This is a genomic window from Gilvibacter sp. SZ-19, assembly GCF_002163875.1.
In the GTDB taxonomy this organism is placed as follows: domain Bacteria; phylum Bacteroidota; class Bacteroidia; order Flavobacteriales; family Flavobacteriaceae; genus Gilvibacter.
The window spans coordinates 3,009,104-3,032,105 of the sequence record NZ_CP019333.1 but is presented as its reverse complement, the minus strand read 5'-3'; the positions used below and the strand labels follow the sequence as shown (position 1 = coordinate 3,032,105).

The following is a 23,002-nucleotide window of genomic DNA, read 5'->3' as shown; positions in this document are numbered from 1 at the left end:
TTCTGGTTTTTTATTAACATTATTTGTCAAAAAATGTACTTTTGCAGCCAGCAGACCGCCTTATCGCCGTGTAGTAGAATAAATACACTACACGGAGGAAAGTCCGGACACCACAGAGCAGCATAGCGGCTAACGGCCGTCACCCTAAAGTGAACTCGTTTTACTTTGGGGGAGGACAAGTGCAACAGAAAGCAAGTACAGGTAAGGCTGTAGTGAAATCAGGTAAACTCTATGCGGTGAAATGCCATGTAAACCTGCGTTTGAGAGCTGCTCGCGCGATGCAGGAGGGTAGGCAGATAGAAGGGTGCAGTAATGTACACTCCAGATAAATGATAAGGGCCCAGAAGTAGAACAAAGTTCACTTCTGGAGCACAGAATCCGGCTTACAGGTCTGCTATTTTTTATTAAAGAAAGAAAAGCAACTGCCTCCGTATCTGCGCAATTCAAAGAAACCAAGAACTTCACTCAGGTCTAAGTGCTTGGGGTGTTCAACGATCAGGATTCCATCCGCAGCAAGTAAATCTCCCGCTAATACTTTATTGACCAAATTGCTAAATGCCTCTTCGCCAAGATCATATGGGGGGTCGGCAAAGATCAGGTCATAGGATTCCAAATGCTTTGCTACAAAGGCAAAGACATCGCTTTTAACGACACGGATATTAAAATCCAACTCCTTAGCGGTGGCGTTTATATACTTGCAACATCCGTAGTGCTGATCTACCGCAGTAATGTCTTTGGCCCCGCGAGAGGCAAATTCGTAAGAAATGTTCCCAGTGCCTGCAAAGAGGTCCAACACCTTAGTATCTGCTATATCAATGCGATTGCCCAGAATATTGAATAAGGATTCCTTAGCAAAATCTGTAGTTGGCCTAACAGGTAAGTTCTTAGGAGCTCTTAGTCGTTTTCCTTTATGTGTGCCTGAAATTATTCGCATGCGCCGGCAACATTTTTAAGTAGAAAAGGCTGCTGAGAAGCCGACAGCACTTCAACATCCTTGATGTAGCGATACGCCAATTCAAAATAAGGGTCGTCTTCTTTGATCGTTCCACTGAGCACAGCAGTAACTTCTTTTGGATCCAACTGAAGTTGTTCCATGCAGAATAAGAGATAATAAGCAAAGTCTTCCGGACAGTTCACGGCAAAGGCATTGATAAGGGCTACTTTGCGTCCGCTGGTTATGGCAACCAATAAGGTCTCTGCATCCAAATGTGCGTTAAGCTGCGTCTTGTTGGTATTGTTAGTCCGCGCTATTGCTGCAAGCAATACGGTGGTACTGTGCAAAAAGGTAAAGTCCCCGTATCGGTCAAAGAAGTAATTGTTGATGTTGGTAAAAGGAACATAGACATTGACCATTTCTCTAGACTTTAGCAGGTCATAATCGAGATAATCCCTAGGCAAGATCTTGGCGTTGTATTTCAAATAGTCGGCCAGATTTTTTGGCTCAAAAAGCACTTCGGGAACAAAAGTGAAGGTTGTATGATGATAAATAACGACTACTTCCTCTGCCTTTGCTTCCAAGCACGGCTCACTGCTCATCAACTCCTGTAGCTCCAATAAGATGTCTCCCGGATGCAAGCCAGAGGGGAGTTTGTGCTCATAGCTCCAAGGGTCGGCATCCGAATATTCCAATAAAAAAGAAAGTCCGGTCAAACTAATTTGAACGGACAGTCTTTTTATGCTTTCGGTCGAAACCGCTTTAATTCTTTCGTGCGGGTGTGTCATAGTTTTTAGGCCAGTTACCGTTGGTATTTACCTCGGTCATGGATCCTACTATAATATGTGATCCGTTGATATCTTCTACCGATACGATCTGGTTCTCTTGAGCCAATAAATCTGGATCTTGATCTGAAAGAATAACATTCTTAGCTACTTTGGCTTCGAAAACAGGTAATTTAAAGTCTCCTGACTCTATCATGCCCGCATCCATTTCAAACTTCGCGTCTACACCAGTGATAGGAATGTTCATCATGGTCTTGTAGCGATCTGAATCTTTGAAAAGAGAGTCTCTTACACTCTTGTATCCGATGGTATCGATAAGGGTCTCTTCGATGAAGTATCCTTCTGTAATTCCGAAAGCTTTGTTCTTTTCAACGTCGTCATAGATAGTATCTCTACGTTGGGTGATGGCAAATTCAGCCGTATCTACAAAGGCTACTAAAGCGTCAAAATCCTTAGCGAATACTCCGGTAACTTCTTGGTGAGCCAATTGAGCGGATCTGATATCCTTAAGGTTGTCAATTACTTTAGCGTAGCGCTTCTCTTTGACTTGGTTGAATTGAATTGGTCCGTAAATGGATTTAAACAATAAATACCCTAACAAACCAATGATTGCCCAAAGCACTAATTGAATTACTATTTTCATTCTTGAAGAGAGTTTTTTTGTTAAAACTAGGTCTAACGCAAATCTACAATTTTTTTTGTTTTGCGAAAGCAATATCCTATAAAATTCCCTTAGTTTTAGGGCAAAGAAATCATCTGGATGCAACCTCAAGAATTTTACGAAATTCTGCGCGAAAACTTTCCTCATCAGCCTACTTTAACACAGCAGAAAGCCTTGCAGTTGTTGGCTTTATATTGCTGTAAATCAGCCCCTGATGAGTTGTTTGTGCTCAAAGGTTATGCCGGTACCGGAAAGACCTCAATCATGGCCACTTTGGTCAGTCAGCTCTGGAAGTTGAAAAAGTCGGCCTACTTATTGGCACCAACGGGTAGAGCAGCGAAGGTATTGGGTAATTATTCTGGCAGACAGGCACATACCATCCACCGTAAAATATATACGCCCCGAAAAAAGAAAGGCGGCGGGATCACTTTTGTAAAACGACCAAACAAGCACAGAAATACGATTTTTATCGTCGATGAGGCCTCCATGATACCTGACATGCAGCTTAATGCTACCTCTCAGGAACGATCCTCGCTCTTAGAAGATCTGGTGCAATACGTATACAGTGGGCACGGTTGTAGATTGATCCTTATTGGGGACACAGCCCAGCTGCCGCCGGTTAAATTAGATGTGAGTCCGGCCTTAGACGAAGATCTTATGGCCCGTTTCTTTGACAAAAAGGTGAATGTCATGGAACTCAACGAAGTGGTACGGCAGCAAATGGACAGTGGTATCTTATTCAATGCTACCGAGATCAGAGATCGCTTGTCTCATGAATTCTACGAGGGCTATCAGTTCAAACTGAGCGACTTTCACGATATGGTTAGGCCAACAGACGGTCAAGAAGTTATGGATGCCCTTAACGATGCTTATAGCGATCAAGGTACAGAAGGTGCCATAGTCATTGTGCGGTCTAACAAACGTGCAAATTTGTTCAATCAGCAGATAAGGCAGCGAATCCTTTTTAAAGAAGGAGAGTTGGAGGCGGGAGATTTCCTCATGGTAGTCAAGAACAACTATTTCTGGTTAAAGCCAGATAGTGCCGCGGGCTTTGTGGCGAACGGAGATATTATTGAAGTTTTAGAGATCCATGCCATTAGCGATCTTTACGGATTTAGATTTGCGACCGTTACGGTACGCATGGTAGATTATCCCGAGATGAAACCATTTGAGACGGTCTTGCTGTTAGATACTTTAATGGCAGAAACACCATCCTTGCCTTATGAAGATTCCAACCGACTTTACGAGGCGGTAAAAGAGGATTACGAAGATGAAGTCTCTCATTACAAGAAGTTTTTGGCCATTAAGAACAACAAGTATTTCAACGCCATGCAGGTCAAATTCGCTTATGCCATCACTTGTCATAAGTCACAAGGAGGGCAATGGCCAACGGTTTTTATAGAACAACCCTATTTGCCCGAAGGCCCTGATAAGTCTTATTTCAGATGGTTGTACACGGCACTGACACGGGCCAGTGAAAAAGTCTATTTGCTAGGGTTTTCAAGATCTTTCTTTGCAGAGGACTGAGCCTATCGATCTTATAAATTATTGTACTTTTGACCTTCTAAAACGCATTACATTGAACACACCACTGCGCATTATTGCAATGATACCCGCACGTTACGGCGCCTCGAGATTCCCTGGTAAACTCATGCAGGACTTGGGAGGGAAGACTGTTATTCGCCGTACTTACGATGCTGCTGTAGATACAGGCTTGTTCCAAGATGTATATGTGGTAACCGATAGCGATGTGATCTTCCAAGAGATCACAGCTCATGGAGGTAAAGCTATTATGAGCCAAAAGGAGCATGAGTGCGGAAGCGACCGCATTGCAGAGGCAGTTGCAGATATGGATGTGGACATAGTGGTCAATGTGCAAGGAGACGAACCCTTTACCACTAAAGAAGGTTTGGAGCAGGTACTCAATGTGTTCTATCAGGAAGATGCAGAAAAGATAGACTTGGCGTCTCTCATGACAGAGATCACAGACTGGAAAGAGATAAGCGACCCGAATTGCGTTAAGGTAATTGTAGATAAAGACAATTTTGCCCTTTATTTCTCAAGATCTCCTATACCTTATCCGAGAGATAAGAATACGGCGGTTAAGTACTTTAAGCACAAGGGAATCTACGCTTTTAGAAAACAGGCGATCATGGATTTTTACCGCTTGCCGATGCGAAAGTTGGAGGCAGCAGAGAAGATAGAATGCATTCGCTATCTGGAATACGGGCATAATATTAAAATGGCCGTCACCAAAGATCAAGGTGTGGAGATAGATACTCCAGAAGATCTGGCAAGGGCCAAGCGTCTTATAGAAAAACAAGAAGCACCGGTGGTCAACACGGGTTATCGCAACTTTCCTATGGTTCCCAAGGTGGTATTTGGCACGGGAAGTTTTGATCAGCTCAAGCAGATTCTGACACCGCAACGTAAAGACCGATCTCCTTTTATCTTTTTGGTAGACGATGTCTTTGAGAACAAGACCGAATTTATCGATAGAATCACTCTAGAATACAACGATAAACTCATTTTTGTGTCTACCATAGAAGAGCCTAAAACAACTCAAGTAGACGCTATAGTAAATCGCATACGCGCAGAGTACAAACAACTACCTTCTGGCATTATTGGTATTGGCGGCGGCTCTGTTTTAGATCTGGCCAAGGCCGTTTCTATACTCTTGACCAATCCCGGGGGCGCTGCGGACTATCAAGGTTGGGACTTGGTGACTAAAAAGGCAGTATACCACGTAGGAATCCCGACGATCTCAGGCACAGGGGCCGAAGTGTCTCGTACCTGCGTTTTGACCGGCCCGGAGAAGAAACTCGGCATCAATAGTGATTTCACACCCTTTGATCAAGTGATCTTGGATCCGGATCTGTGCATAGGTGTACCCAAGAATCAGTGGTTCTACACGGGCATGGACTGCTTTATCCATTGTGTTGAATCTTTAAAAGGAACTTTTCTGAATGCCTTTAGCCAGAGTTACGGCGAAAAGGCCTACGATCTGTGTGTGGAGCTATTTTTGGGCGATGGAATTACTGCGGAGGAGTCTCGTGCTAAACTCATGATGGCTTCTTGGCACGGCGGTATGAGCATTGCCTATTCACAAGTTGGTGTAGCGCACGCTTTGAGTTATGGTCTAGGTTATGTTTTGGGGACCAAACACGGCATAGGAAACTGCATTGTTTTTAATCAGCTGGAAGAATTCTATCCAGAAGGGGTAAAGCTCTTCAAGCAAATGATGGCCAAACATCAGATCGACCTACCCAAAGGAATTTGCTCTCAGCTTACCGAAGCTCAAATGGAAACCATGATCGACACGGCTTTAGGTTTGGTGCCGCTTTGGGAAAATGCCCTAGGTGACAATTGGCAAGAGATAGCAACCCGAGACAAACTGCGTGAACTCTACCTAAAAATGTAATATGTGGTTCACTAAATTCATTTTCCACAAACTCATGGGTTGGAAGATTCAAGGGAGCTTTGATCCGGAGGTCAAAAAATCTGTGGTCTTAGTAGTGCCGCATACGCATTGGCACGATTTCACCGTGGGAGCCTATGCCCGCAGAATTCTAAAGACCAAGATCCATTTTGTCGGTAAAAAGGAGCTCTTTAAGTGGCCCATGGGAGCTTATTTCCGGTGGATGGGAGGCTATCCGCTAGACAGAACCTCTGGGCAGAACAAGGTGGAAGCTATAGCAGCTATCTTTGATAAACACGAAGAATTCCGCATGGCTATTGCGCCAGAAGGTACCAGAAAAATGGTGGATACCTGGAAAACAGGTTACTTTTATATCGCTATGGCAGCCAAAGTACCAATAATTGCAGTTGCCTTTGATTATAAGACCAAAACGGTAGTGGTACATCCACCATACAATTTACAAGGTGATCTAGAGGCCGACACGGCTGCACTTATGGCCAAATACAAAGGAGTAGTAGGGAAGATCCCCGAATACACACAAAATTTTTAGAGATAGCGGATTAGTTAATTCGCAATGCATCTACGAACAAGCGTCCGTTGCGTCCGTTCCAGAACCAAACTCCAGATTGTGCGGTAGGCGCACAACGCGAATCTGAATAGGTACCTCGATTGTTCTGAAAACTATAAGAAAGGTTCCAATCACAGCGGAAACCGTTGAAGTTCGAGAATTGGTTCTTGCCTTCCAACAAGGCGATATCGCCAGAGACCTGAGCTATATAAGGTCCGCGCACATCAAATCCGAAGCAACCCTCAAAATCTTCTGTTATGTCCCTTTCCAAGTCAACAAAGACCTGATCGCCTCTAGAAATGACCACTTCACTCAAACGGAAAGCACCAGGAAAGTTAAACTCGCGTATCCCAAAAGAGATCAGATCCCAGTTCCCTTTGAAGTCTGGCTCCAAAGAGTCGTCATAATGCCCAAGGGCTATAGAAATTCGTCTGGAAGATCGCTCTTTATAAGCTTTTATATACCCAGGGGCTTCGTTGAGCACAACCTGAGTCGCCTTAGGATCGTCTATGTCTGCCACATTAAAAAAGAAAGAACCTTGATTGTTCCTAAAAGATACCGTGGTCAAGGTTTCTGTCTCCGCTATAAAGGCCATCTTTTGCCCGTTGACAAAATGAATGGCAGCTGCCATTTCACCATTATTACCAAGGTTGATCACAATTTCTCCATGGTACAAACCGTCGTAAGTAGAGAAGACTCCGCGGTACAATCCTTGCGAGCTATTGTCTAAGCTCGCTCTAGGGTCTTGCAGATCAATGTCGTCAAAAATCTCCTCATCGGTCGGATCCACACTAATGGTAGAATCCCCAGTGGGATTTGCGCCTCTTTCCTCCAAGAACGAGTCCTTTTGGCAAGACCAAATTACGCTGCTTAACACGAAGCAAATCAGTAAATTACGCATTGATTTTTGATTAACCTACAGAGCTAAGTTAAGGAATTGCGACTATACTAACAAAATCAGCGAATTCTCTTACGTTTCCGTAGCCTTGTTAGTCGAGTTCGTTCATATTGTGGTAAACGTTCTGAACGTCGTCGTCTTCTTCGATCTTTTCTAGGAGTTTTTCCACATCCTCTTTGGAGGCTGCATCCAGAGTTTTGGTCACTTGTGGAATGCGTTCAAAACCGGAGGCAATGATCTCGATCCCTTTTTCTTCTAAGGCAGATTGTATCGCTCCGAAGCTTTCAAAAGGCGCATAGATCATAACGCCATCCTCATCTTCAAAGACCTCTTCAACACCGTGATCTATAAGTTCTAATTCGAGCTCTTCCAGATCGATCCCCTCGCCGTTGATACGGAAATTACAGGTGTGATCGAACATAAAGACCACAGATCCTGAAGTACCTAGACTTCCGTCACACTTGTTAAAGTAAGAGCGAATGTTGGCAACAGTTCTGGTATTGTTGTCTGTAGCGGTCTCTACCAAAATGGCAATCCCGTGGGGAGCATAACCCTCGAACAAGACTTCCTTATAATCGCCTTGAGACTTGTCAGAAGCGCGTTTAATGGCGCGTTCAATATTGTCCTTAGGCATATTGACCGACTTCGCATTTTGAATTACCGCGCGCAGTTTGGAATTGGCGTCCGGATCAGGACCGCCTTCTTTAACGGCCATAACAATGTCTTTCCCAATTCGCGTAAAGGCTTTGGACATGGCCGCCCATCGCTTCATTTTACGTGCTTTTCTAAATTCAAACGCTCTTCCCATAGATAAAAATTGATTCGAAGCACAAATTTAAAAAAATGCAGATGTTGTTCCCACTGTTCGCAAAAAACTTCTCGGAAGTATAAAAAAGAGGAAAAATCCTGATTCTTAGATTTGTTGATAACTCACCGAGGACTTCCAATTTTGATGTTATATATTTAAATGCTAACAATTAGAATTACATGGACAGTTTTTATTCCTAAGGCCCTAAAAATGTTCCAGAGGGCTACACCAATCCAACACCCTCCTTTAAAAAACACGTTTTTCTCTCTGTACTCGGACTCTTGCTTTTTATAATCCTTTATTTAGGATTGACCTTTTGGTTCGGCAGATTGGCTTATTATTCCTTTCTAAATGCTGATGACCTTTGGTCATTCGTATTGGCAGGTGGCTACGCCTTTATCTGTCTGTTCTTGGTCAAGTCACTCTTCTTTCTAAACAAGAAGGTGGAGAACCCCATGCAGCGGTTTGTGACCCAAGAAGAAGAACCAGTGCTGTTCGATTATTTATACAAATTGGCAGATGAGGCCAAAGCGCCACGGCCGCATAAGGTTTTCTTAACCAGTCGTGTAAATGCTAGTGTCTCTTACGATCTTTCGCTTATTAATTTGATCATTCCATCTAAAAAGAACTTAGAGATCGGTCTGGGACTGCTCAATGTGTTGAGTTTGGGAGAGTTCAAGGCGGTCTTGGCCCACGAATTCGGACATTTTGCACAGCGTTCCATGCTCTTGGGGCGTTATGTTTATGTCGCCCAGCAGATCGCGGCTAGAATTGTAGGCAAACGAGATGCTTTTGATCAACTGTTGAATGTTATTTCATCAATCGATATTCGCGTGGCTTGGATTGGATGGATCCTTTCTATTTTAGTTTGGGCGGTTCGCTCACTTATTGAGACTTGCTTTAGTGTGGTCGCTATTGCAGAACGTGCCTTGTCAAGAGAAATGGAGTTTCAGGCAGACTTGGTTGCGGTCTCGCTCACTGGAAGTGACGCTTTGATCCATGCTTTGCATCGCTTGCAAGTTGCGGATGAGGCCTATAATAACGCGCTCAGCTTTGTCAATGTTCAGCTCGGCCAAAAAAAGACCTTGGCCAATATGTACACCATTCAAAGTCAATACATAAAAAATATGAAGCAGGTTTTAGATGACCCGCTCTACGGAGAATCTCCAGAGGTCGACACTATGGATCCTGCCAATCATAGAGTATTTAGCTCAAGAGCTTATAATCCGCCGCAGATGTGGGCAACACATCCGGTAGATAAAGATCGCGAAGACAATGCCAAGCGCATGTATTTGGCTTCGGAGATAGACAATAGAAAAGCCGAGGTCTTGTTATCTGATCCTACAGCGATGGAAGAGGAAATGACCAAAAGACTAATCGCCACTGCCAATGCCAAGGACCTAGAAATGCTTTCGGAAGAGGAGACGCTAGCGGCCTATCAGAAGGAGTATTTCGCCTGGACCTTCTTGGATCCGAAGTACGCTTCTAACTTCATGAATCGTTATTCCTTCTTGAATTTTGATACGGTAGATTCTATTTACGAGAGCAGTTCGGTCAATATAAACGGGCTCAAGGGGCAGCTTTATACAGATGCCTTAAAGTCGCAACTGGATCAGTACCAAGAATTACAAGAGGAAATTCTGGCATTAGAGACCTCCAAACACGAGGTTTTGACCATAGAAAAACGCGCTATTTGGCACCGAGGTGAACGCATAAAGCGCAAAGATATAGACCAAATACTCGCTAAGGTTCAAGCAGAAAAGCAACAGCTAATCAATTCCCTCAAAGAGCACGATAAGAACTGTCGTCTTTATTATTACGAAATGGCCAATCAATTGGGTGGAAACTGGGATAAGAATCTCAAGGCCTTGGCACATTTGATCCACTATGCAGAGCACGCTGTTGCAGATCTCAACGATTCAGAACGCAAGTTTAACAACACCTTGAGTGTGGCTCTCGCAGATGGGCGTGTCTCCAGCGCTGAGTTCAGCGACATATTGGCTACTGCCAACGATTATTACAAGTGTTTTAAAGCACCTTATCACGACAGTACAAAGATCCAATTGGAGCCTGCCTTATTAGAATCCATTAAGGCAGACAGTTACGAGGCTTTATACGAGGAATTCAAACTGGGTTGGCCAGATAAACAAAACATGGATTCTTGGATCAACGCCGCTTCTGGTTGGGCAGCAGGCGCAAGACAAAATTTACAACTGCTCAGAAATCTTGCCTTAGAACGCTTGTTAGATGTCGAGGCTATGATAGAAGACGCCTATTGGAATAAGAAAGCGCTGCCAGAAGCTTCTTTGGCCAATAAAATGATAGATACCTACAAGGTTCTCACCCCTGGAAATGAGCGCAAGATCCAACGCAAACTAAAACTTTGGGATCGCTTTATGCTTGGAGAAGGCCTTTTTGGAGCTGCTTCTAAATTTGCCGCTTCAGTAGTGCTTATTGGAGGTGCGTTGTTTTTAGGAAGTTCTACCACGAGTACAGAACTTTTAATTTACAACGGTCTTGGGATTCCCGTTGTAGTGGAAGCCGCTGGGCAAGAGCTAATGATCGGTGCTCATACCTACGATGCCATAGAAGTAAGCTATAATACAGAATATCAACTAATTATCAATGATCCGCGAGGCTTGCCCATAGAGACCTATGCAGCTCAGATAGGTGCTCCAGGTAGATCTTATGTTTACAATGTTGCGGGAGCGGCACTACTTGTGGAGTATCCCGTTTATTACGGATACGAGGGAGATGACGAACCAGAGTACATAGGAAACCCTAGATTAATAGATATTAAGGTTGATTATCTATTGCAAGAACCGCCCAATTCGATCGAATTGTCCAGTACCAGCAGAGGTGCTAAGAAATCGGCCTTAGCGGCTTACAGTGACCTCGATGCTTACGATCTGGTCAATGAGATCCCAGACAGTTTACAGGTCAAAGAGATGATCTTTGCCCACGCTCGTTGGGACAGCCCTTCTGATGCGCAACTGTTGAATTGGCTCAATATGAGTTCCAATTATGACGATGCCGAAGCTATGCTGCGGGCTCGTATTGCGAATTACGGAGAAGATGTGCCTAGCTTAAGGGCTATAATGATCCAAGCGGATGATGACGAAAAAGAGGCTTTTTGTACAAGTATCAATGAAAAGTATGAGCAAGATCCTGAGGATCCAGATTATCTGTACATGCATATTCGCTGTATCGATGATGAGCTCGAAAAGAACGGAAGGTATACGGACGCTTTTGAACAGAATACAGATCATTCTTGGTTGGCTTATGCCTCAGCCTATGTTTATGGGCAGACAGATCGTTGGGAAGCTTCCATAAACGCCTTTGAAGTTGCTAGGCAAGAGCAGGGTCTTAGTAGTTTGATTGCCGAGGATGCTACGCGAGTTTTGCGTCTTTTGGCTTTAGACCCTGGTTTCAATCCAATGAAGTACAGTGATTATAGTAGTTCTTTACTAGAATACTACAGGGCTTTAGAGAGCGGAGAAATAGACGGGGGTGATCAAAACCCGAATTACGCTTATTATTTAATTGACCGGGGTGACCTGGAAGGCGCTTTTGAGATAGCTCAGAACAATGAATCCTTTGGTCCGTATTTAAAGCGATTGATCGCTGCCTCAGATGGCGCTAGTAGCAGCATGAAAGCTGCCGCCTTGGCTTTAGATGGGGAAGAAGGTATGAATCCAGATACGGTATGGAGTGCCATTGGCCTAGCCATAAACGAAGGCCAATCCTATTCGGAATTCTTGCCAACTACAGAGCGTATTGGGGTAGAAACAGAAGAGGTTCAAAACTTCATCAATGCAATAGTGCGCAAGGATTACAGGGCAATGAACTCCATAATCGCAGATCAGGAGATCTATCAGAAAGGGTATTATTATTCTCTTGCGATCTCTGTTTTGAAAGACGAAGTGCCAGCAGCGTGGAGACAAAAGGCAAACGCTTTGCTGTTCGCCTCAGAGAGACCTTATATTAGATTGAACCCCTAAGGGCGTTAATGCGTTTGGCAAGTTCTATATCTGCGGAGGTGATCCCGCCAGCGTCGTGGGTTTGCAAGGCGATTGCTATGCGGTTGTAGACATTCTCCCAGTTCGGATGGTGATTCAGTGCCTCAGCCTCAAATGAAATTCGCGTCATTAGCGCAAAGGCAGATTTAAAATCCTTACAGACTATCTCTGTCTTGAGAAACCCTTCTGTGTACTTCCATTGCGGTAGCTCTGTAAGCGCCTTTTCTATTTCTGTTTCCGAAAGTTTCATTTACCTGCCTTTTAGGAGTTCTTAGGGCTTAAGGTACTTATTTCTTCGTTGAGTACGACTTGATTGATCAATTGTGCCACAGAACTTCTGTAGTGTGCAGGTAGTTTATTGTATTTGGGCAAGAGTGCACGGTATTCATCTTCATTGGAGCTGTAATTGTAAGAAAATGCCATGGGTTGCAATCCCAATTTTTGGGCCAGCTCTATAAACAGGTCACTGTGGTGGATCAAATCCGTACTGCTTAAATGAAATACTCCCGTAGCCTTGCGATTCACAATATAATGCAGTTGTCTGGCAAGTTCTTGCTCGGTATTGATGCCAATGATCTCATTGGGATGTAACTCAAAATGTGCTTTGTGAGCATGAGCGGCTTGCAGTTGTTTTATAAGCGGAGCGCTAGGCCCTAAAAGCAAAGGTAATCGCAAGATACTGTACAAGGACTCTGGCAGGTCCATCACTATACGCTCCAGCTGACTTAGGTGTTTGCCCTGGATAGATTGCGGCAATTGCTTGTCGGTCTCATAACTGGCATGAGAGCGCACGGCATCAAACACAGCGACTCCAGAGAAGAGTATGAGATGTGCTCCCGTTGCACGGCAATATTCCACAAGGATCTTTAGGGTTTGCTGCTGCGCCCGCTGTGGCCCGGCTAGGGCATAAATAACCGTTGTTGGGCTTAAACTTTTAAGTAAGTCAGTTACGGAATCCTTTTCCAGGTCAAAGTAATGCATGACCTGATTTTCAGTATAGTCTTTTGAGGAAAAATAAGTGCCGTGTAGATCAAAGTATGGGGTGAGTTCCTTGTAGGAGATCCGCCCTAAATAACCACTAGCTCCAAGTATCAGAATCCGACGCACTATCCTTTATAAAACGGAAGTTTTACTACAGTGGCCGGCACTGCATTCTTTCTTATCTGAATGTGGATACGCGTTCCCGGATCGGCCATAACGGCAGGTACATAACCCATGCCAATCCCTTTTTTAAGCGAAGGCGACATAGTACCACTGGTCACATTTCCTACTGTCTTACCGTTGCCATCGACTATATCATAGCCTTGACGTGGAATCCCGCGATCTTCTAATTCGAATCCTACGAGTTTGCGCTCCGGAGTTCTTTCTTTTTGATCTTTTAAGGCTTCGGAGTTTATAAAGTCCTTGGTGAACTTAGTGATCCAACCGAGTCCGGCCTCGATAGGAGAAGTGGTATCGTCTATATCGTTTCCGTAGAGGCAGTAGCCCATTTCTAAGCGCAGGGTGTCACGTGCAGCAAGCCCGACAGGTTTGATCCCGTAGTCTGCTCCAGCTTCCAAGACCTTATCCCAAACTTGTTTTACTTCACTGTTCTTGCAATAGATCTCAAATCCGCCGCTACCGGTATATCCTGTAGCAGAGATTATGGTGTGCTCAATACCAGCAAAATCGCCCACAACAAAATTGTAGAATTTGATAGATGCCAAGTCAACGCTGCTTAGCGACTGCATGGCTTCTACCGCTTTTGGCCCTTGAATGGCGAGCAGGGAATAGTCTTCGCTAATGTCGCGTAAAGTAGCTCCCATGCTGTTGTGCTTGTTTATCCAAGCCCAGTCCTTTTCGATATTCGAGGCGTTTACAACCAATAAGTATTCCTCGTCTTTAACACGGTAAACAATAAGATCGTCTACAATTCCACCGTCTTCATTCGGGAAACAGCTGTACTGCGCCTTACCAACGGTGAGTTTAGCCGCATCGTTAGAACATACTTTCTGTATCAAGGCCAAAGCATTTGGACCACTCACTAAAAATTCGCCCATATGAGAAACATCGAACACCCCAACGGCATTTCTAACAGTTTCGTGTTCTATGTTTACGCCTTCATAAGAGACTGGCATATTGTAACCGGCAAAGGGTACCATTTTGGCGCCGAGTGCCTGATGCGTTTCAGTAAGTGCAGTATTTTTCAAAACGATGTCTTAATTTAGTTTAGTTCCGATTTTCGGTAGGATATGAAGCAGATATGCCTCAGACACAACCGGAACAAATTTAAGTATTATCTGGGCAGTTTCCCCGAGAACTTGATGAGAATTTATCAAAAATAAATCCGCAGAAACTCTGCTTAAAATCCTACCTTTAAGCCTGTAAAACCGCGCTAAAGCACTACAGCATGAACATATTTTCAACAGAACAATTATACCAGGCAGATGCCATAACCATTCAAAAACAAGAATTGGGGCCAACCGACCTAATGGAACGGGCAGGCACTCAAGTTTTTAATTGGTTACACAGCAGAATGCAAGGGGCTCAGGTTCCTGTTCGGATTTTTTGTGGTATAGGTAATAACGGTGGAGATGGCTTGGTCTTGGCCAGACATCTCATTCAGCACGGTTATAATGTTCACACTTATGTGGTCAACTGTAGTGACAAACGTTCAAAAAACTTTTTGATCAACTACGACAGAGTTAAGCAAGTCACTAAAAAGTGGCCTACACTTATAAGATCGGAGGCAGATTTTCCAGAAATACACCGCGATGATGTGGTAGTGGATGCTATTTTCGGCATTGGTCTGAATCGCTGTATGGAAGGCTGGGTAAAGGCCATGGTGCAACACCTTAACAGTGCAGGTGCCTTTATACTAGCAATCGATATGCCGAGTGGGCTTTATCCGAATGCGCCTATTGAAGACCCGGATGCAGTTGTAAAGGCGAACCACACCTTGAGTTTCCAAACGCCCAAGCTGTCGTTTTTTATGCCGTCCACAGGAGTTTACACCAACACCTGGGAAGCCATGGATATCGGCTTGGATCCGGAGTTTCTTATGACACAACCGCCTATAGCGACCTTATTACACAAACAGCATATTTTGAGTTGGTATCAACCTCGAGCAAAATTCTCCTACAAGGGTACTTTTGGTCACAGTATGTTGGTAGGTGGCAGCAAAGGAAAGGTCGGGGCAGTAGTGCTAGCTACGCAAGCAGCTTTAAGAGCAGGTAGCGGTTTAGCCACAGCTCATGTGCCTGCCTGCGGACTCACGGTTATGCAGACCGCTGTGCCAGAGGCTATGGCGTCTAGTGCCGATGAGAATGCATTTTTGGACAGTATTCCACAAAGTGAAGAACACACCTACGGTATCGGTATGGGCATGGGGATGGAAGAAGCCACTAAAAACGCATTGATCGGCTTTTTAGAACAACAGAAGAATCCGGTTGTTTTAGATGCAGATGCATTGAACCTTTTGGCTACCTCACCAGAATTCTACGAAAAGATCCCAGCGCAGTCTGTGCTGACTCCTCATCCAGGAGAATTAAAGCGACTTTTAGGAGAGTGGACAGACGACTTTGACAAAGTTGAAAAGGCCAAAGCATTTGCTGCCAAATACAATTTGGTGCTGCTTATTAAAGGAGCGCATACCTGTATTTGTTTCGAGCAGGGAATGCTTATCAACCCAACTGGGAACCCAGGAATGGCAACCGCAGGAAGCGGAGATGTTCTGGCCGGAATGATCACTGGACTAATGGCGCAAGGTTACCCAAGTTGGCAAGCGGCTGCCATGGGTGTTTACCTACACGGAAGCGCCGGAGATATTGCGGTCCAGCAATTGGGATATCAAGCGCTATTGGCTTCGGATATTACTTTGAATATTGGCAACGCATTCATTGAATTGTTTAAGCCTGAGCAGGCTCCGCAGCAAGAAGAAGCACAAGAAGATTAAACCGACATTTGCTTTTGGTTCCTCCTTATATATTGACGCAGAAAGTGTATTTTTGAGGCATCAACTAACAGTATGGATGCCACCTATCAGATCGGTTCGTCTACCTTGGACTTACCGCTTTTAAAGAAACTGGCTGAACAGCCTCACCACTTACAACTCAGCGATGCTGCTCGGGAGAGAATTCAGCGTTCCTATGACTACTTACACGGCAAATTGGAGTCTTCCAAGTCACCGGTTTACGGTATAAATACAGGCTTTGGCAGCTTGTGTAATGTTGTTATTTCTGAAGACAAACTAACCGAATTGCAAGAGAATTTAGTTATGTCTCATGCTTGTGGTGTGGGCGAAGAAGTTCCCGAAGCCGTAGTAAAGACCATGCTATTGCTAAAGATCCAATCTTTGAGCTATGGCCACAGTGGAGTGTCTTTAGAAACTGTAGAATTACTCATTGAATTCTACAACCACGAAGTATTGCCAGTGGTGTTCCAACAGGGCAGTTTAGGGGCTTCTGGGGATTTGGCACCATTAGCGCATTTGGCTTTGCCACTACTCGGAAAAGGAGAGGTTTATTTTAAGGGCGAGCGCCACTTGGCCTCCGACGTATTAAAACAATTGAACTTAAGCCCGATAAAATTACAAGCCAAAGAAGGTTTGGCCCTGCTAAACGGTACCCAGTTTATGAGTGCTTACGGGGTGGAATTGCTGCTTCAAGGCTACAAACTGTCTTATCTGGCAGACCTTATTGCCGCTAGTTCTGTAGACGCTTTTGATTGCAACTTGAGTCCTTTTGATCCGCTAGTACATTTGGTTCGCCCGCACAAAGGGCAGATCAAGACGGCTGCGCGAATACTTGAATTCTTAGACGGAAGTGAAATAGCAGCAGGGGAGAAATCCAATGTGCAAGATCCGTATTCTTTTCGCTGTGTGCCACAGGTACACGGAGCCACCAAAGACACTTTAGATTTTGTGGCGCAAACGATACTTACAGAGATCAATTCGGTAACGGACAATCCAAATATTTTTGTTGGAGAAGACAGAATCATCTCAGGCGGGAACTTTCATGGGCAACCTTTGGCTTTGGCCTTGGATTATCTGGGAATTGCTTTAGCCGAATTGGCGAATATTTCAGAGCGTCGCACCTATCAGTTGGTTTCTGGCTTAAGAGGCTTACCAGACTTTTTGGTACAAAAGCCAGGTTTGCATTCCGGATTTATGATTCCGCAGTATACCGCAGCGAGCATAGTGAGCCAGAACAAACAATTGGCCAGTCCGGCTTCTGTGGATTCCATAGTTTCTAGCAATGGGCAAGAAGATCATGTGAGCATGGGAGCTAATGCGGCTACCAAATGTTACCGTATTGCCGCAAATGTTACTAAGGTGCTGGCTATAGAACTGATGAATAGCTCACAAGCATTGGCTTTTAGAGCACCGCTTAAGACCTCCGCCTTTTTGGAGTCGCTTTTAGAAGTGTATCGCGGTGAAGTGCCTGTGGTTTCAGAAGACAGGATCCTTTCCGAAGACATCCACAACAGCATTAGCTTTTTAGAGGGCTTAAAGATAGATGCTGCGGAGCTATATTAACTCGGTCAGTTAGCGCTAGTTTTAGCCTAAGGATATAAAGACAAAAGCCTACGAATTCGTAGGCTTTTTCTGTTTTTTGATCTTGATCTTCAGTTCTCCGGTCTTGCTGTCCAGATCCATGGTAATGGTATCTCCTTCTTGCAGCGAAGTATTGATGATCTCTTCCGCTAGGGCATCTTCCACATACTTCTGGATAGCCCGTTTGAGCGGTCTGGCACCGTAGTCCTTGTCAAAGCCTTTGTCTGCAATATAGTCTTTGGCTTTTTCGGTAAGCTGTAGGGTGTAACCCAGATCAGAAATACGGGCGATCAATTTATCTAGTTCGATATCGATGATCTTGTGGATGTCTTCACGCTCTAGGGCGTTGAACACCATTACATCGTCTATACGGTTCAAGAATTCAGGTGCGAAAGTCTTCTTTAAAGCATTCTCGATAACACTCTTGGCGTGTGCATCGGCTTGGTTCATCTTGGCTGAGGTGCCAAAACCAACTCCTTGTCCAAAGTCCTTCAGCTTGCGTGATCCGATATTAGAGGTCATGATGATGATCGTATTTCTAAAGTCGATCTTTCGACCCAGAGAATCTGTCAAATATCCGTCATCCAATACCTGTAGCATCATATTAAATACGTCTGGATGCGCTTTTTCGATCTCATCGAGCAGCACAACAGCATAAGGTTTACGGCGGATCTTCTCGGTGAGTTGCCCACCTTCTTCATAACCAACATATCCTGGAGGTGCACCAATTAAACGAGAAACGGCAAATTTCTCCATGTATTCGCTCATATCGATACGGATCAAGGCGTTGTCAGAATCAAAGAGTTCGCGCGCCAAAACTTTAGCCAACTGCGTCTTACCAACTCCAGTTTGCCCTAAAAATATAAAGGAACCGATCGGTTTGTTTGGATCTTTAAGTCCGGCACGGTTACGCTGAATGGCTTTAACGACTTTTTTTACAGCCTCGTCTTGACCGATCACTTTGCCCATGATACGATCGGGGAGGGCAGCCAATTTGGTGCTTTCAGTCTGTGCTATGCGATTCACAGGAACGCCTGTCATCATAGAGACCACTTCTGCGACATTCTCTTCGGATACGGTTTCGCGGTGCAGCTTGGATTCGTTTTCCCATGCCTCTTGAGCACGCGCTAATTCTCGTTCTAAATTCTTTTCGTCATCGCGTAGTTTAGCAGCTTCCTCGTACTTCTGCTTTTTGACCACCGTATTCTTGAGTTCGCGAACTTCTTCCAGTTTGTTCTCAATATCCAAAATAGTAGAAGGCACATTGATGTTAGTTATGTGCACACGTGAACCGGCTTCGTCCAAAGCGTCAATAGCTTTGTCAGGTAAGAAACGGTCCGTCATATAACGGTTTGTCAGCTTTACACAAGCCTCCAAAGCATCGTCAGTATAAGTTACATTGTGATGTGACTCGTATTTCTCTTTGATGTTCTTGAGGATCTCGATGGTCTCTTCTACAGAGGTGGGTTCCACCAATACCTTTTGAAAACGACGCTCTAGGGCACCGTCTTTCTCGATGTATTGACGATACTCGTCTAGCGTAGTGGCACCAATACATTGTATCTCACCACGTGCTAGGGCCGGTTTGAACATGTTCGAAGCATCCAATGAACCTGTGGCACCTCCGGCGCCAACAATAGTGTGGATCTCATCGATAAACAGAATGATGTCGTCGTTCTTTTCCAGCTCGTTCATCACTGCCTTCATACGCTCTTCGAACTGTCCGCGGTATTTGGTACCTGCAACTAAGCTCGCAAGATCTAAAGTCACTACGCGCTTGTCGTAAAGAATACGTGACACTTTACGCTGTACAATACGCAGGGCTAGGCCTTCTGCAATGGCAGATTTACCAACCCCAGGTTCTCCAATAAGGAGCGGGTTGTTCTTTTTACGGCGACTCAATACCTGAGAAACACGCTGAATTTCGGCTTCACGTCCTACTACAGGATCTAATTTGCCTTCTTCGGCCTGGGCAGTCAGATCGCGTCCGAAGTTATCTAAAACAGGCGTTTTCGACTTTTTATTCCCCTTGGTGCTTCCGCCACCAAAAGGATTGTCTTTACCGCCGTCTTCTGCGGTTGCGTCATCTTCGTCACCAAAAGAGGATTCTGCCGTAGGCGAATCTATAAAGTCATCGTCGTTTGCGATCATAAATTTAAATTGGTCTTTAACGCCGTCGTAATCGATCTTGAGTTTGTTCAACAACTTGGTCGTTGGGTCGTTCTCGTTTCTGAGAATACACAACAGCAAATGAGCCGTATTGATAGACGAGCTTTGAAACAGCTTGGCCTCTAAAAAGGTCGTCTTAAGGGCGCGTTCGGCCTGACGGGTCAAATGCAGATTCTTTTTATCGTTGGAGGTCGCTGCCGAATTTGGATTGGCAGGACTCAATATCTCAACCTTGCGGCGCAGGTTATTCAGGTCAATATCCAGCGCATTGAGTATGTTTATAGCTTTCCCATTGCCATCGCGCAGCAATCCCAACATCAAGTGTTCGGTGCCGATAAAATCATGGCCCAGACGCAATGCCTCCTCTTTACTGTAGGCAATTACATCTTTTACTCTGGGAGAAAAATTATCATCCATAATCTAGAATTCCTTTCTGTCTAAAATTACTAAAACAATGATTAAGGAGCAAAAATTGTACCTCAAATACACCATTGTAAGTAAAAGGACGAAAAAACAAACGCATAACCAAACAAATCCCCCCTGAGTTATTAACGAAAACCCCCTAAAAATTTGTTAATAAAATTGTAGGTAAAAGCGCTGTGAAGACCAATAAAAAAGGGCTGAAAACCGTATCTTGCCTTGTTATAAATTTTGATTGAAAACTAAACGATTTTTTTATGGCTGAAGGTGAAAAATTAATCCCTATCAACATTGAAGATGAAATGAAGTCAGCCTACATCGATTATTCGATGTCGGTCATTGTGTCACGTGCGCTGCCAGATGTGCGTGACGGTATGAAACCGGTTCACCGCCGCGTGCTGTACGGAATGTATGAATTAGGGGTTCGGGCAGGTTCTGCACACAAGAAATCTGCGCGTATTGTGGGAGAGGTGCTCGGTAAGTACCACCCGCACGGTGATACCTCGGTTTACGACGCCATGGTTCGTATGGCTCAGGAGTGGAGTCTGCGCTATATGTTGGTCGATGGACAAGGTAACTTCGGATCCATCGATGGAGACTCTCCGGCGGCAATGCGTTATACAGAAGCGCGCATGCAACGCATTTCAGAAGAAATGCTGGCCGATATAGACAAAGAGACCGTAGACCACCAACTTAACTTTGACGATACCTTAAAAGAGCCTACAGTGCTTCCTACGCGTGTGCCGGGCTTGCTTATAAACGGTGCTTCTGGTATCGCAGTAGGGATGGCCACCAATATGCCGCCACACAACCTTTCTGAGGTAGTGGACGGAACCATCGCATATATAGATAATAATGACATCACTATAGACGAGCTCATGCAGCACGTCAAAGCTCCCGATTTCCCAACCGGTGGAACTATCTACGGATACGAAGGAGTAAAGGATGCCTTTCACACCGGTCGTGGACGTGTAGTGATGCGTGGGAAGGCCAGCTTTGAAGAAGTGAACGGGCGCGAGGCGATCGTGGTGACAGAGATCCCGTATCAGGTCAATAAGGCCGATATGATCAAAAAGACTGCGGATCTGGTCAACGACAAGAAGATAGAAGGTATCTCTACTATTCGAGACGAATCCGACCGTAAAGGAATGCGTATCGTATACATCTTAAAGCGCGACGCGATCCCGAATATCGTGCTGAACATGCTTTATAAGTACACCCAGCTGCAATCCAGCTTTAGTGTAAATAACATTGCCTTGGTGAATGGGCGTCCGCGTCTATTGAACCTCAAGGAACTGATCCATTATTTTGTGGAACACCGCCACGAGGTAGTGGTGCGTCGTACCGAGTACTTATTGCGCAAGGCAGAAGAGCGTGCACATATTTTAGAAGGACTCATTATCGCTTCGGACAATATCGACGAGGTGATCAAACTCATCCGCGCTTCGGCCAATGCCGATGAAGCTCGTGAGAAGTTGATGAAAACTTTCGAGCTTTCTGAGATCCAGGCCAAGGCCATCGTAGAGATGCGTCTGCGTCAATTGACAGGACTGGAGCAAGACAAATTACGCGCTGAGTACGACGAACTGATGAAGACCATAGAAGACTACAAGGACATCCTTGCTAAAAAGGAGCGTCGTATGGACATCATCAAAGAAGAATTGGAAGAAGTTCGCGAGAAGTTTGGTGACGAGCGTCGCTCGAACATCGAATACGCCGGAGGAGATGTAAGCATTACAGACCTTATTGCTGATGAGAAGGTGGTGATCACTATTTCTCACGCCGGATACATCAAACGAACCTCGCTTACCGAATACAAGAAGCAAAATCGCGGTGGTGTAGGGCAAAAGGCCTCAGCAACAAGAAATGAAGACTTCTTAGAGCATTTATTTGTTGGGACCAACCACCAGTATATGTTGTTCTTCACTCAAAAAGGAAAATGTTTCTGGATGCGGGTCTTTGAGATCCCAGAAGGCAGCAGAACCTCTAAGGGTCGAGCTATTCAGAATTTGATCAATATAGAACCAGACGATAAGGTAAAAGCCTTTATCTGTACCCAAGACCTCAAGGACGAAGAGTACATCAATGGCCACTATGTGATCATGGCTACCAAAAAGGGACAAGTGAAGAAAACCTCTTTGGAGCAGTATTCTAGACCTAGAACCAATGGTATCAATGCGATTACTATTCGCGAAGACGATGAGCTGCTAGAAGCTAAGTTGACCACAGGAGACAGCCAGGTCATGCTGGCAGTACAATCTGGTAAGGCCATCCGCTTCGAAGAAGAGAAGACACGCCCAATGGGCCGTAATGCTTCTGGAGTACGCGGTATCACGCTGGCTGGTCCAGATGACGAGGTAGTGGGAATGATCGCTGTGAACGATTTCTCAACCGATATCCTTGTTGTTTCAGAGAACGGATACGGAAAACGATCTAGTTTGGAAGATTACCGCATCACCAACCGTGGTGGAAAAGGGGTGAAAACCATTAGTATTACCGAAAAAACTGGTAAATTAGTCGCCATAAAAAATGTGAGCGATGCAGACGACCTGATGATCATCAACAAGTCTGGAATCGCCATTCGTATGGCCGTTGAGGATCTGCGAGTTATGGGTAGAGCTACTCAAGGAGTTAGACTCATTAAAGTGAGAGATGATGACTCCATTGCTGCAGTTGCTAAAGTAATGCACGACGAAGACGAAGTGGATGAAGAGCAAATTGCAGAAGATGGCACGCCGATTGATACGGATACAGCGACCGATGAATCTAATGAGTAATTACTTAAAACC

At 44.8% G+C, this 23,002-nt stretch carries 16 protein-coding genes, 1 other RNA gene and 1 pseudogene; 9 read left to right on the top strand and 9 right to left on the bottom strand.

Features of this window, described 5'->3' with window-relative positions; genetic code table 11:
• Positions 1-47: 47 nt before the first annotated feature.
• An RNA gene (gene rnpB / locus BTO09_RS14050) (RNase P RNA component class A) lies at positions 48-402 on the top strand.
• Here rnpB and BTO09_RS14045 read toward each other — a convergent pair.
• Genes BTO09_RS14045 through BTO09_RS14035 form a run of 3 tightly spaced genes read right to left on the bottom strand, consistent with a single transcriptional unit; the run spans position 395 to position 2,362 of the window.
• Complete coding sequence (locus BTO09_RS14045) at positions 395-934, bottom strand: RsmD family RNA methyltransferase (RefSeq protein ID WP_087525384.1); 540 nt, start codon at positions 932-934, stop codon at positions 395-397. The two genes, rnpB and BTO09_RS14045, sit on opposite strands and share 8 nt — an antisense overlap.
• On the bottom strand, positions 925-1,722 hold the full coding sequence (locus BTO09_RS14040) for a DUF3822 family protein (protein WP_087525383.1): 798 nt from the start codon (positions 1,720-1,722) through the stop codon (positions 925-927). The genes BTO09_RS14045 and BTO09_RS14040 overlap by 10 nt, the downstream gene beginning before the upstream one ends.
• The gene (locus BTO09_RS14035) at positions 1,697-2,362 is read right to left on the bottom strand and encodes a hypothetical protein (protein WP_087525382.1); all 666 of its coding nucleotides are present in this window, start codon (positions 2,360-2,362) and stop codon (positions 1,697-1,699) included. The genes BTO09_RS14040 and BTO09_RS14035 overlap by 26 nt, the downstream gene beginning before the upstream one ends.
• A 117-nt stretch (positions 2,363-2,479) precedes the next feature.
• Between BTO09_RS14035 and BTO09_RS14030 the strand changes: the two genes are divergently transcribed.
• From BTO09_RS14030 to BTO09_RS14020, 4 genes and pseudogenes are all read left to right on the top strand, one after another.
• Positions 2,480-3,907 (top strand): ATP-dependent RecD-like DNA helicase, encoded by a 1,428-nt coding sequence (locus tag BTO09_RS14030; RefSeq protein ID WP_087525381.1) that lies wholly within the window; start codon positions 2,480-2,482, stop codon positions 3,905-3,907.
• Between the two features lie 79 nt (positions 3,908-3,986).
• Positions 3,987-4,700 (top strand): annotated as a pseudogene (kdsB, locus tag BTO09_RS14685) (3-deoxy-manno-octulosonate cytidylyltransferase); the annotation flags it as partial.
• Between the two features lie 42 nt (positions 4,701-4,742).
• Positions 4,743-5,801: an iron-containing alcohol dehydrogenase family protein gene (locus tag BTO09_RS14680; RefSeq protein WP_232455015.1), complete on the top strand. Its 1,059-nt coding sequence runs from the start codon at positions 4,743-4,745 to the stop codon at positions 5,799-5,801.
• A 1-nt stretch (position 5,802) separates the two neighbouring features.
• Positions 5,803-6,348 carry a 1-acyl-sn-glycerol-3-phosphate acyltransferase gene (locus BTO09_RS14020; protein WP_087525380.1) on the top strand — a complete coding sequence of 182 codons (546 nt, stop codon included), beginning with the start codon at positions 5,803-5,805 and terminating at the stop codon, positions 6,346-6,348.
• Positions 6,349-6,358: 10 nt separating this feature from the next.
• On the opposite strand, the gene BTO09_RS14015 is transcribed toward BTO09_RS14020, so the two are convergent.
• Complete coding sequence (locus BTO09_RS14015) at positions 6,359-7,267, bottom strand: hypothetical protein (RefSeq protein ID WP_157663534.1); 909 nt, start codon at positions 7,265-7,267, stop codon at positions 6,359-6,361.
• An 88-nt stretch (positions 7,268-7,355) separates the two neighbouring features.
• Positions 7,356-8,072 carry a YebC/PmpR family DNA-binding transcriptional regulator gene (locus BTO09_RS14010; protein WP_087525378.1) on the bottom strand — a complete coding sequence of 239 codons (717 nt, stop codon included), beginning with the start codon at positions 8,070-8,072 and terminating at the stop codon, positions 7,356-7,358.
• Positions 8,073-8,380: 308 nt separating this feature from the next.
• Between BTO09_RS14010 and BTO09_RS14005 the strand changes: the two genes are divergently transcribed.
• Positions 8,381-12,073 (top strand): M48 family metallopeptidase, encoded by a 3,693-nt coding sequence (locus tag BTO09_RS14005; protein ID WP_157663533.1) that lies wholly within the window; start codon positions 8,381-8,383, stop codon positions 12,071-12,073.
• Here BTO09_RS14005 and BTO09_RS14000 read toward each other — a convergent pair.
• Genes BTO09_RS14000 through gcvT form a run of 3 tightly spaced genes read right to left on the bottom strand, consistent with a single transcriptional unit; the run spans position 12,057 to position 14,280 of the window.
• Positions 12,057-12,341: a 4a-hydroxytetrahydrobiopterin dehydratase gene (locus tag BTO09_RS14000; protein ID WP_087525376.1), complete on the bottom strand. Its 285-nt coding sequence runs from the start codon at positions 12,339-12,341 to the stop codon at positions 12,057-12,059. The two genes, BTO09_RS14005 and BTO09_RS14000, sit on opposite strands and share 17 nt — an antisense overlap.
• An 11-nt stretch (positions 12,342-12,352) precedes the next feature.
• Entirely contained in the window at positions 12,353-13,198 is an 846-nt protein-coding gene (locus BTO09_RS13995) for a sugar nucleotide-binding protein (RefSeq protein WP_157663532.1), read from the bottom strand.
• Positions 13,198-14,280, bottom strand: a complete 1,083-nt coding sequence (gene gcvT / locus BTO09_RS13990; RefSeq protein WP_087525374.1) for a glycine cleavage system aminomethyltransferase GcvT — start codon at positions 14,278-14,280, stop codon at positions 13,198-13,200. Before gcvT ends, BTO09_RS13995 begins: the two co-directional genes overlap by 1 nt.
• Positions 14,281-14,480: 200 nt before the next feature.
• Here gcvT and BTO09_RS13985 point away from each other — a divergent pair, with 200 nt between their 5' ends.
• Together BTO09_RS13985 and hutH are read left to right on the top strand one after the other, a co-directional pair.
• Complete coding sequence (locus tag BTO09_RS13985; protein WP_087525373.1) at positions 14,481-16,025, top strand: NAD(P)H-hydrate dehydratase; 1,545 nt, start codon at positions 14,481-14,483, stop codon at positions 16,023-16,025.
• Positions 16,026-16,097: 72 nt separating this feature from the next.
• A complete protein-coding gene (hutH, locus tag BTO09_RS13980) occupies positions 16,098-17,606 on the top strand; it encodes a histidine ammonia-lyase (protein ID WP_087525372.1) in 1,509 nt (502 codons plus the stop codon).
• 48 nt (positions 17,607-17,654) lie between these two features.
• Here the strand turns inward: hutH and BTO09_RS13975 are convergent, their stop codons facing one another.
• Positions 17,655-20,210 (bottom strand): ATP-dependent Clp protease ATP-binding subunit, encoded by a 2,556-nt coding sequence (locus BTO09_RS13975; protein ID WP_087525371.1) that lies wholly within the window; start codon positions 20,208-20,210, stop codon positions 17,655-17,657.
• Positions 20,211-20,470: 260 nt separating this feature from the next.
• Between BTO09_RS13975 and gyrA the strand changes: the two genes are divergently transcribed.
• Positions 20,471-22,990 (top strand): DNA gyrase subunit A, encoded by a 2,520-nt coding sequence (gene gyrA / locus BTO09_RS13970; RefSeq protein ID WP_087525370.1) that lies wholly within the window; start codon positions 20,471-20,473, stop codon positions 22,988-22,990.
• Positions 22,991-23,002 lie beyond the last annotated feature (12 nt).

Excerpts from the sequence above, each read along its gene's own strand:
- hutH (WP_087525372.1), top strand. The coding sequence starts at position 16,098 with ATGGATGCCACCTATCAGATCGGTTCGTCTACCTTGGACTTACCGCTT.
- BTO09_RS14000 (WP_087525376.1), bottom strand. The coding sequence starts at position 12,341 with ATGAAACTTTCGGAAACAGAAATAGAAAAGGCGCTTACAGAGCTACCG.
- BTO09_RS13975 (WP_087525371.1), bottom strand. The coding sequence starts at position 20,210 with ATGGATGATAATTTTTCTCCCAGAGTAAAAGATGTAATTGCCTACAGT.
- BTO09_RS14020 (WP_087525380.1), top strand. The coding sequence starts at position 5,803 with ATGTGGTTCACTAAATTCATTTTCCACAAACTCATGGGTTGGAAGATT.
- gyrA (WP_087525370.1), top strand. The coding sequence starts at position 20,471 with ATGGCTGAAGGTGAAAAATTAATCCCTATCAACATTGAAGATGAAATG.
- BTO09_RS14680 (WP_232455015.1), top strand. The coding sequence starts at position 4,743 with ATGGTTCCCAAGGTGGTATTTGGCACGGGAAGTTTTGATCAGCTCAAG.
- BTO09_RS14015 (WP_157663534.1), bottom strand. The coding sequence starts at position 7,267 with ATGCGTAATTTACTGATTTGCTTCGTGTTAAGCAGCGTAATTTGGTCT.
- BTO09_RS14045 (WP_087525384.1), bottom strand. The coding sequence starts at position 934 with ATGCGAATAATTTCAGGCACACATAAAGGAAAACGACTAAGAGCTCCT.
- BTO09_RS13985 (WP_087525373.1), top strand. The coding sequence starts at position 14,481 with ATGAACATATTTTCAACAGAACAATTATACCAGGCAGATGCCATAACC.
- BTO09_RS14035 (WP_087525382.1), bottom strand. The coding sequence starts at position 2,362 with ATGAAAATAGTAATTCAATTAGTGCTTTGGGCAATCATTGGTTTGTTA.
- BTO09_RS14040 (WP_087525383.1), bottom strand. The coding sequence starts at position 1,722 with ATGACACACCCGCACGAAAGAATTAAAGCGGTTTCGACCGAAAGCATA.
- BTO09_RS14030 (WP_087525381.1), top strand. The coding sequence starts at position 2,480 with ATGCAACCTCAAGAATTTTACGAAATTCTGCGCGAAAACTTTCCTCAT.
- BTO09_RS14010 (WP_087525378.1), bottom strand. The coding sequence starts at position 8,072 with ATGGGAAGAGCGTTTGAATTTAGAAAAGCACGTAAAATGAAGCGATGG.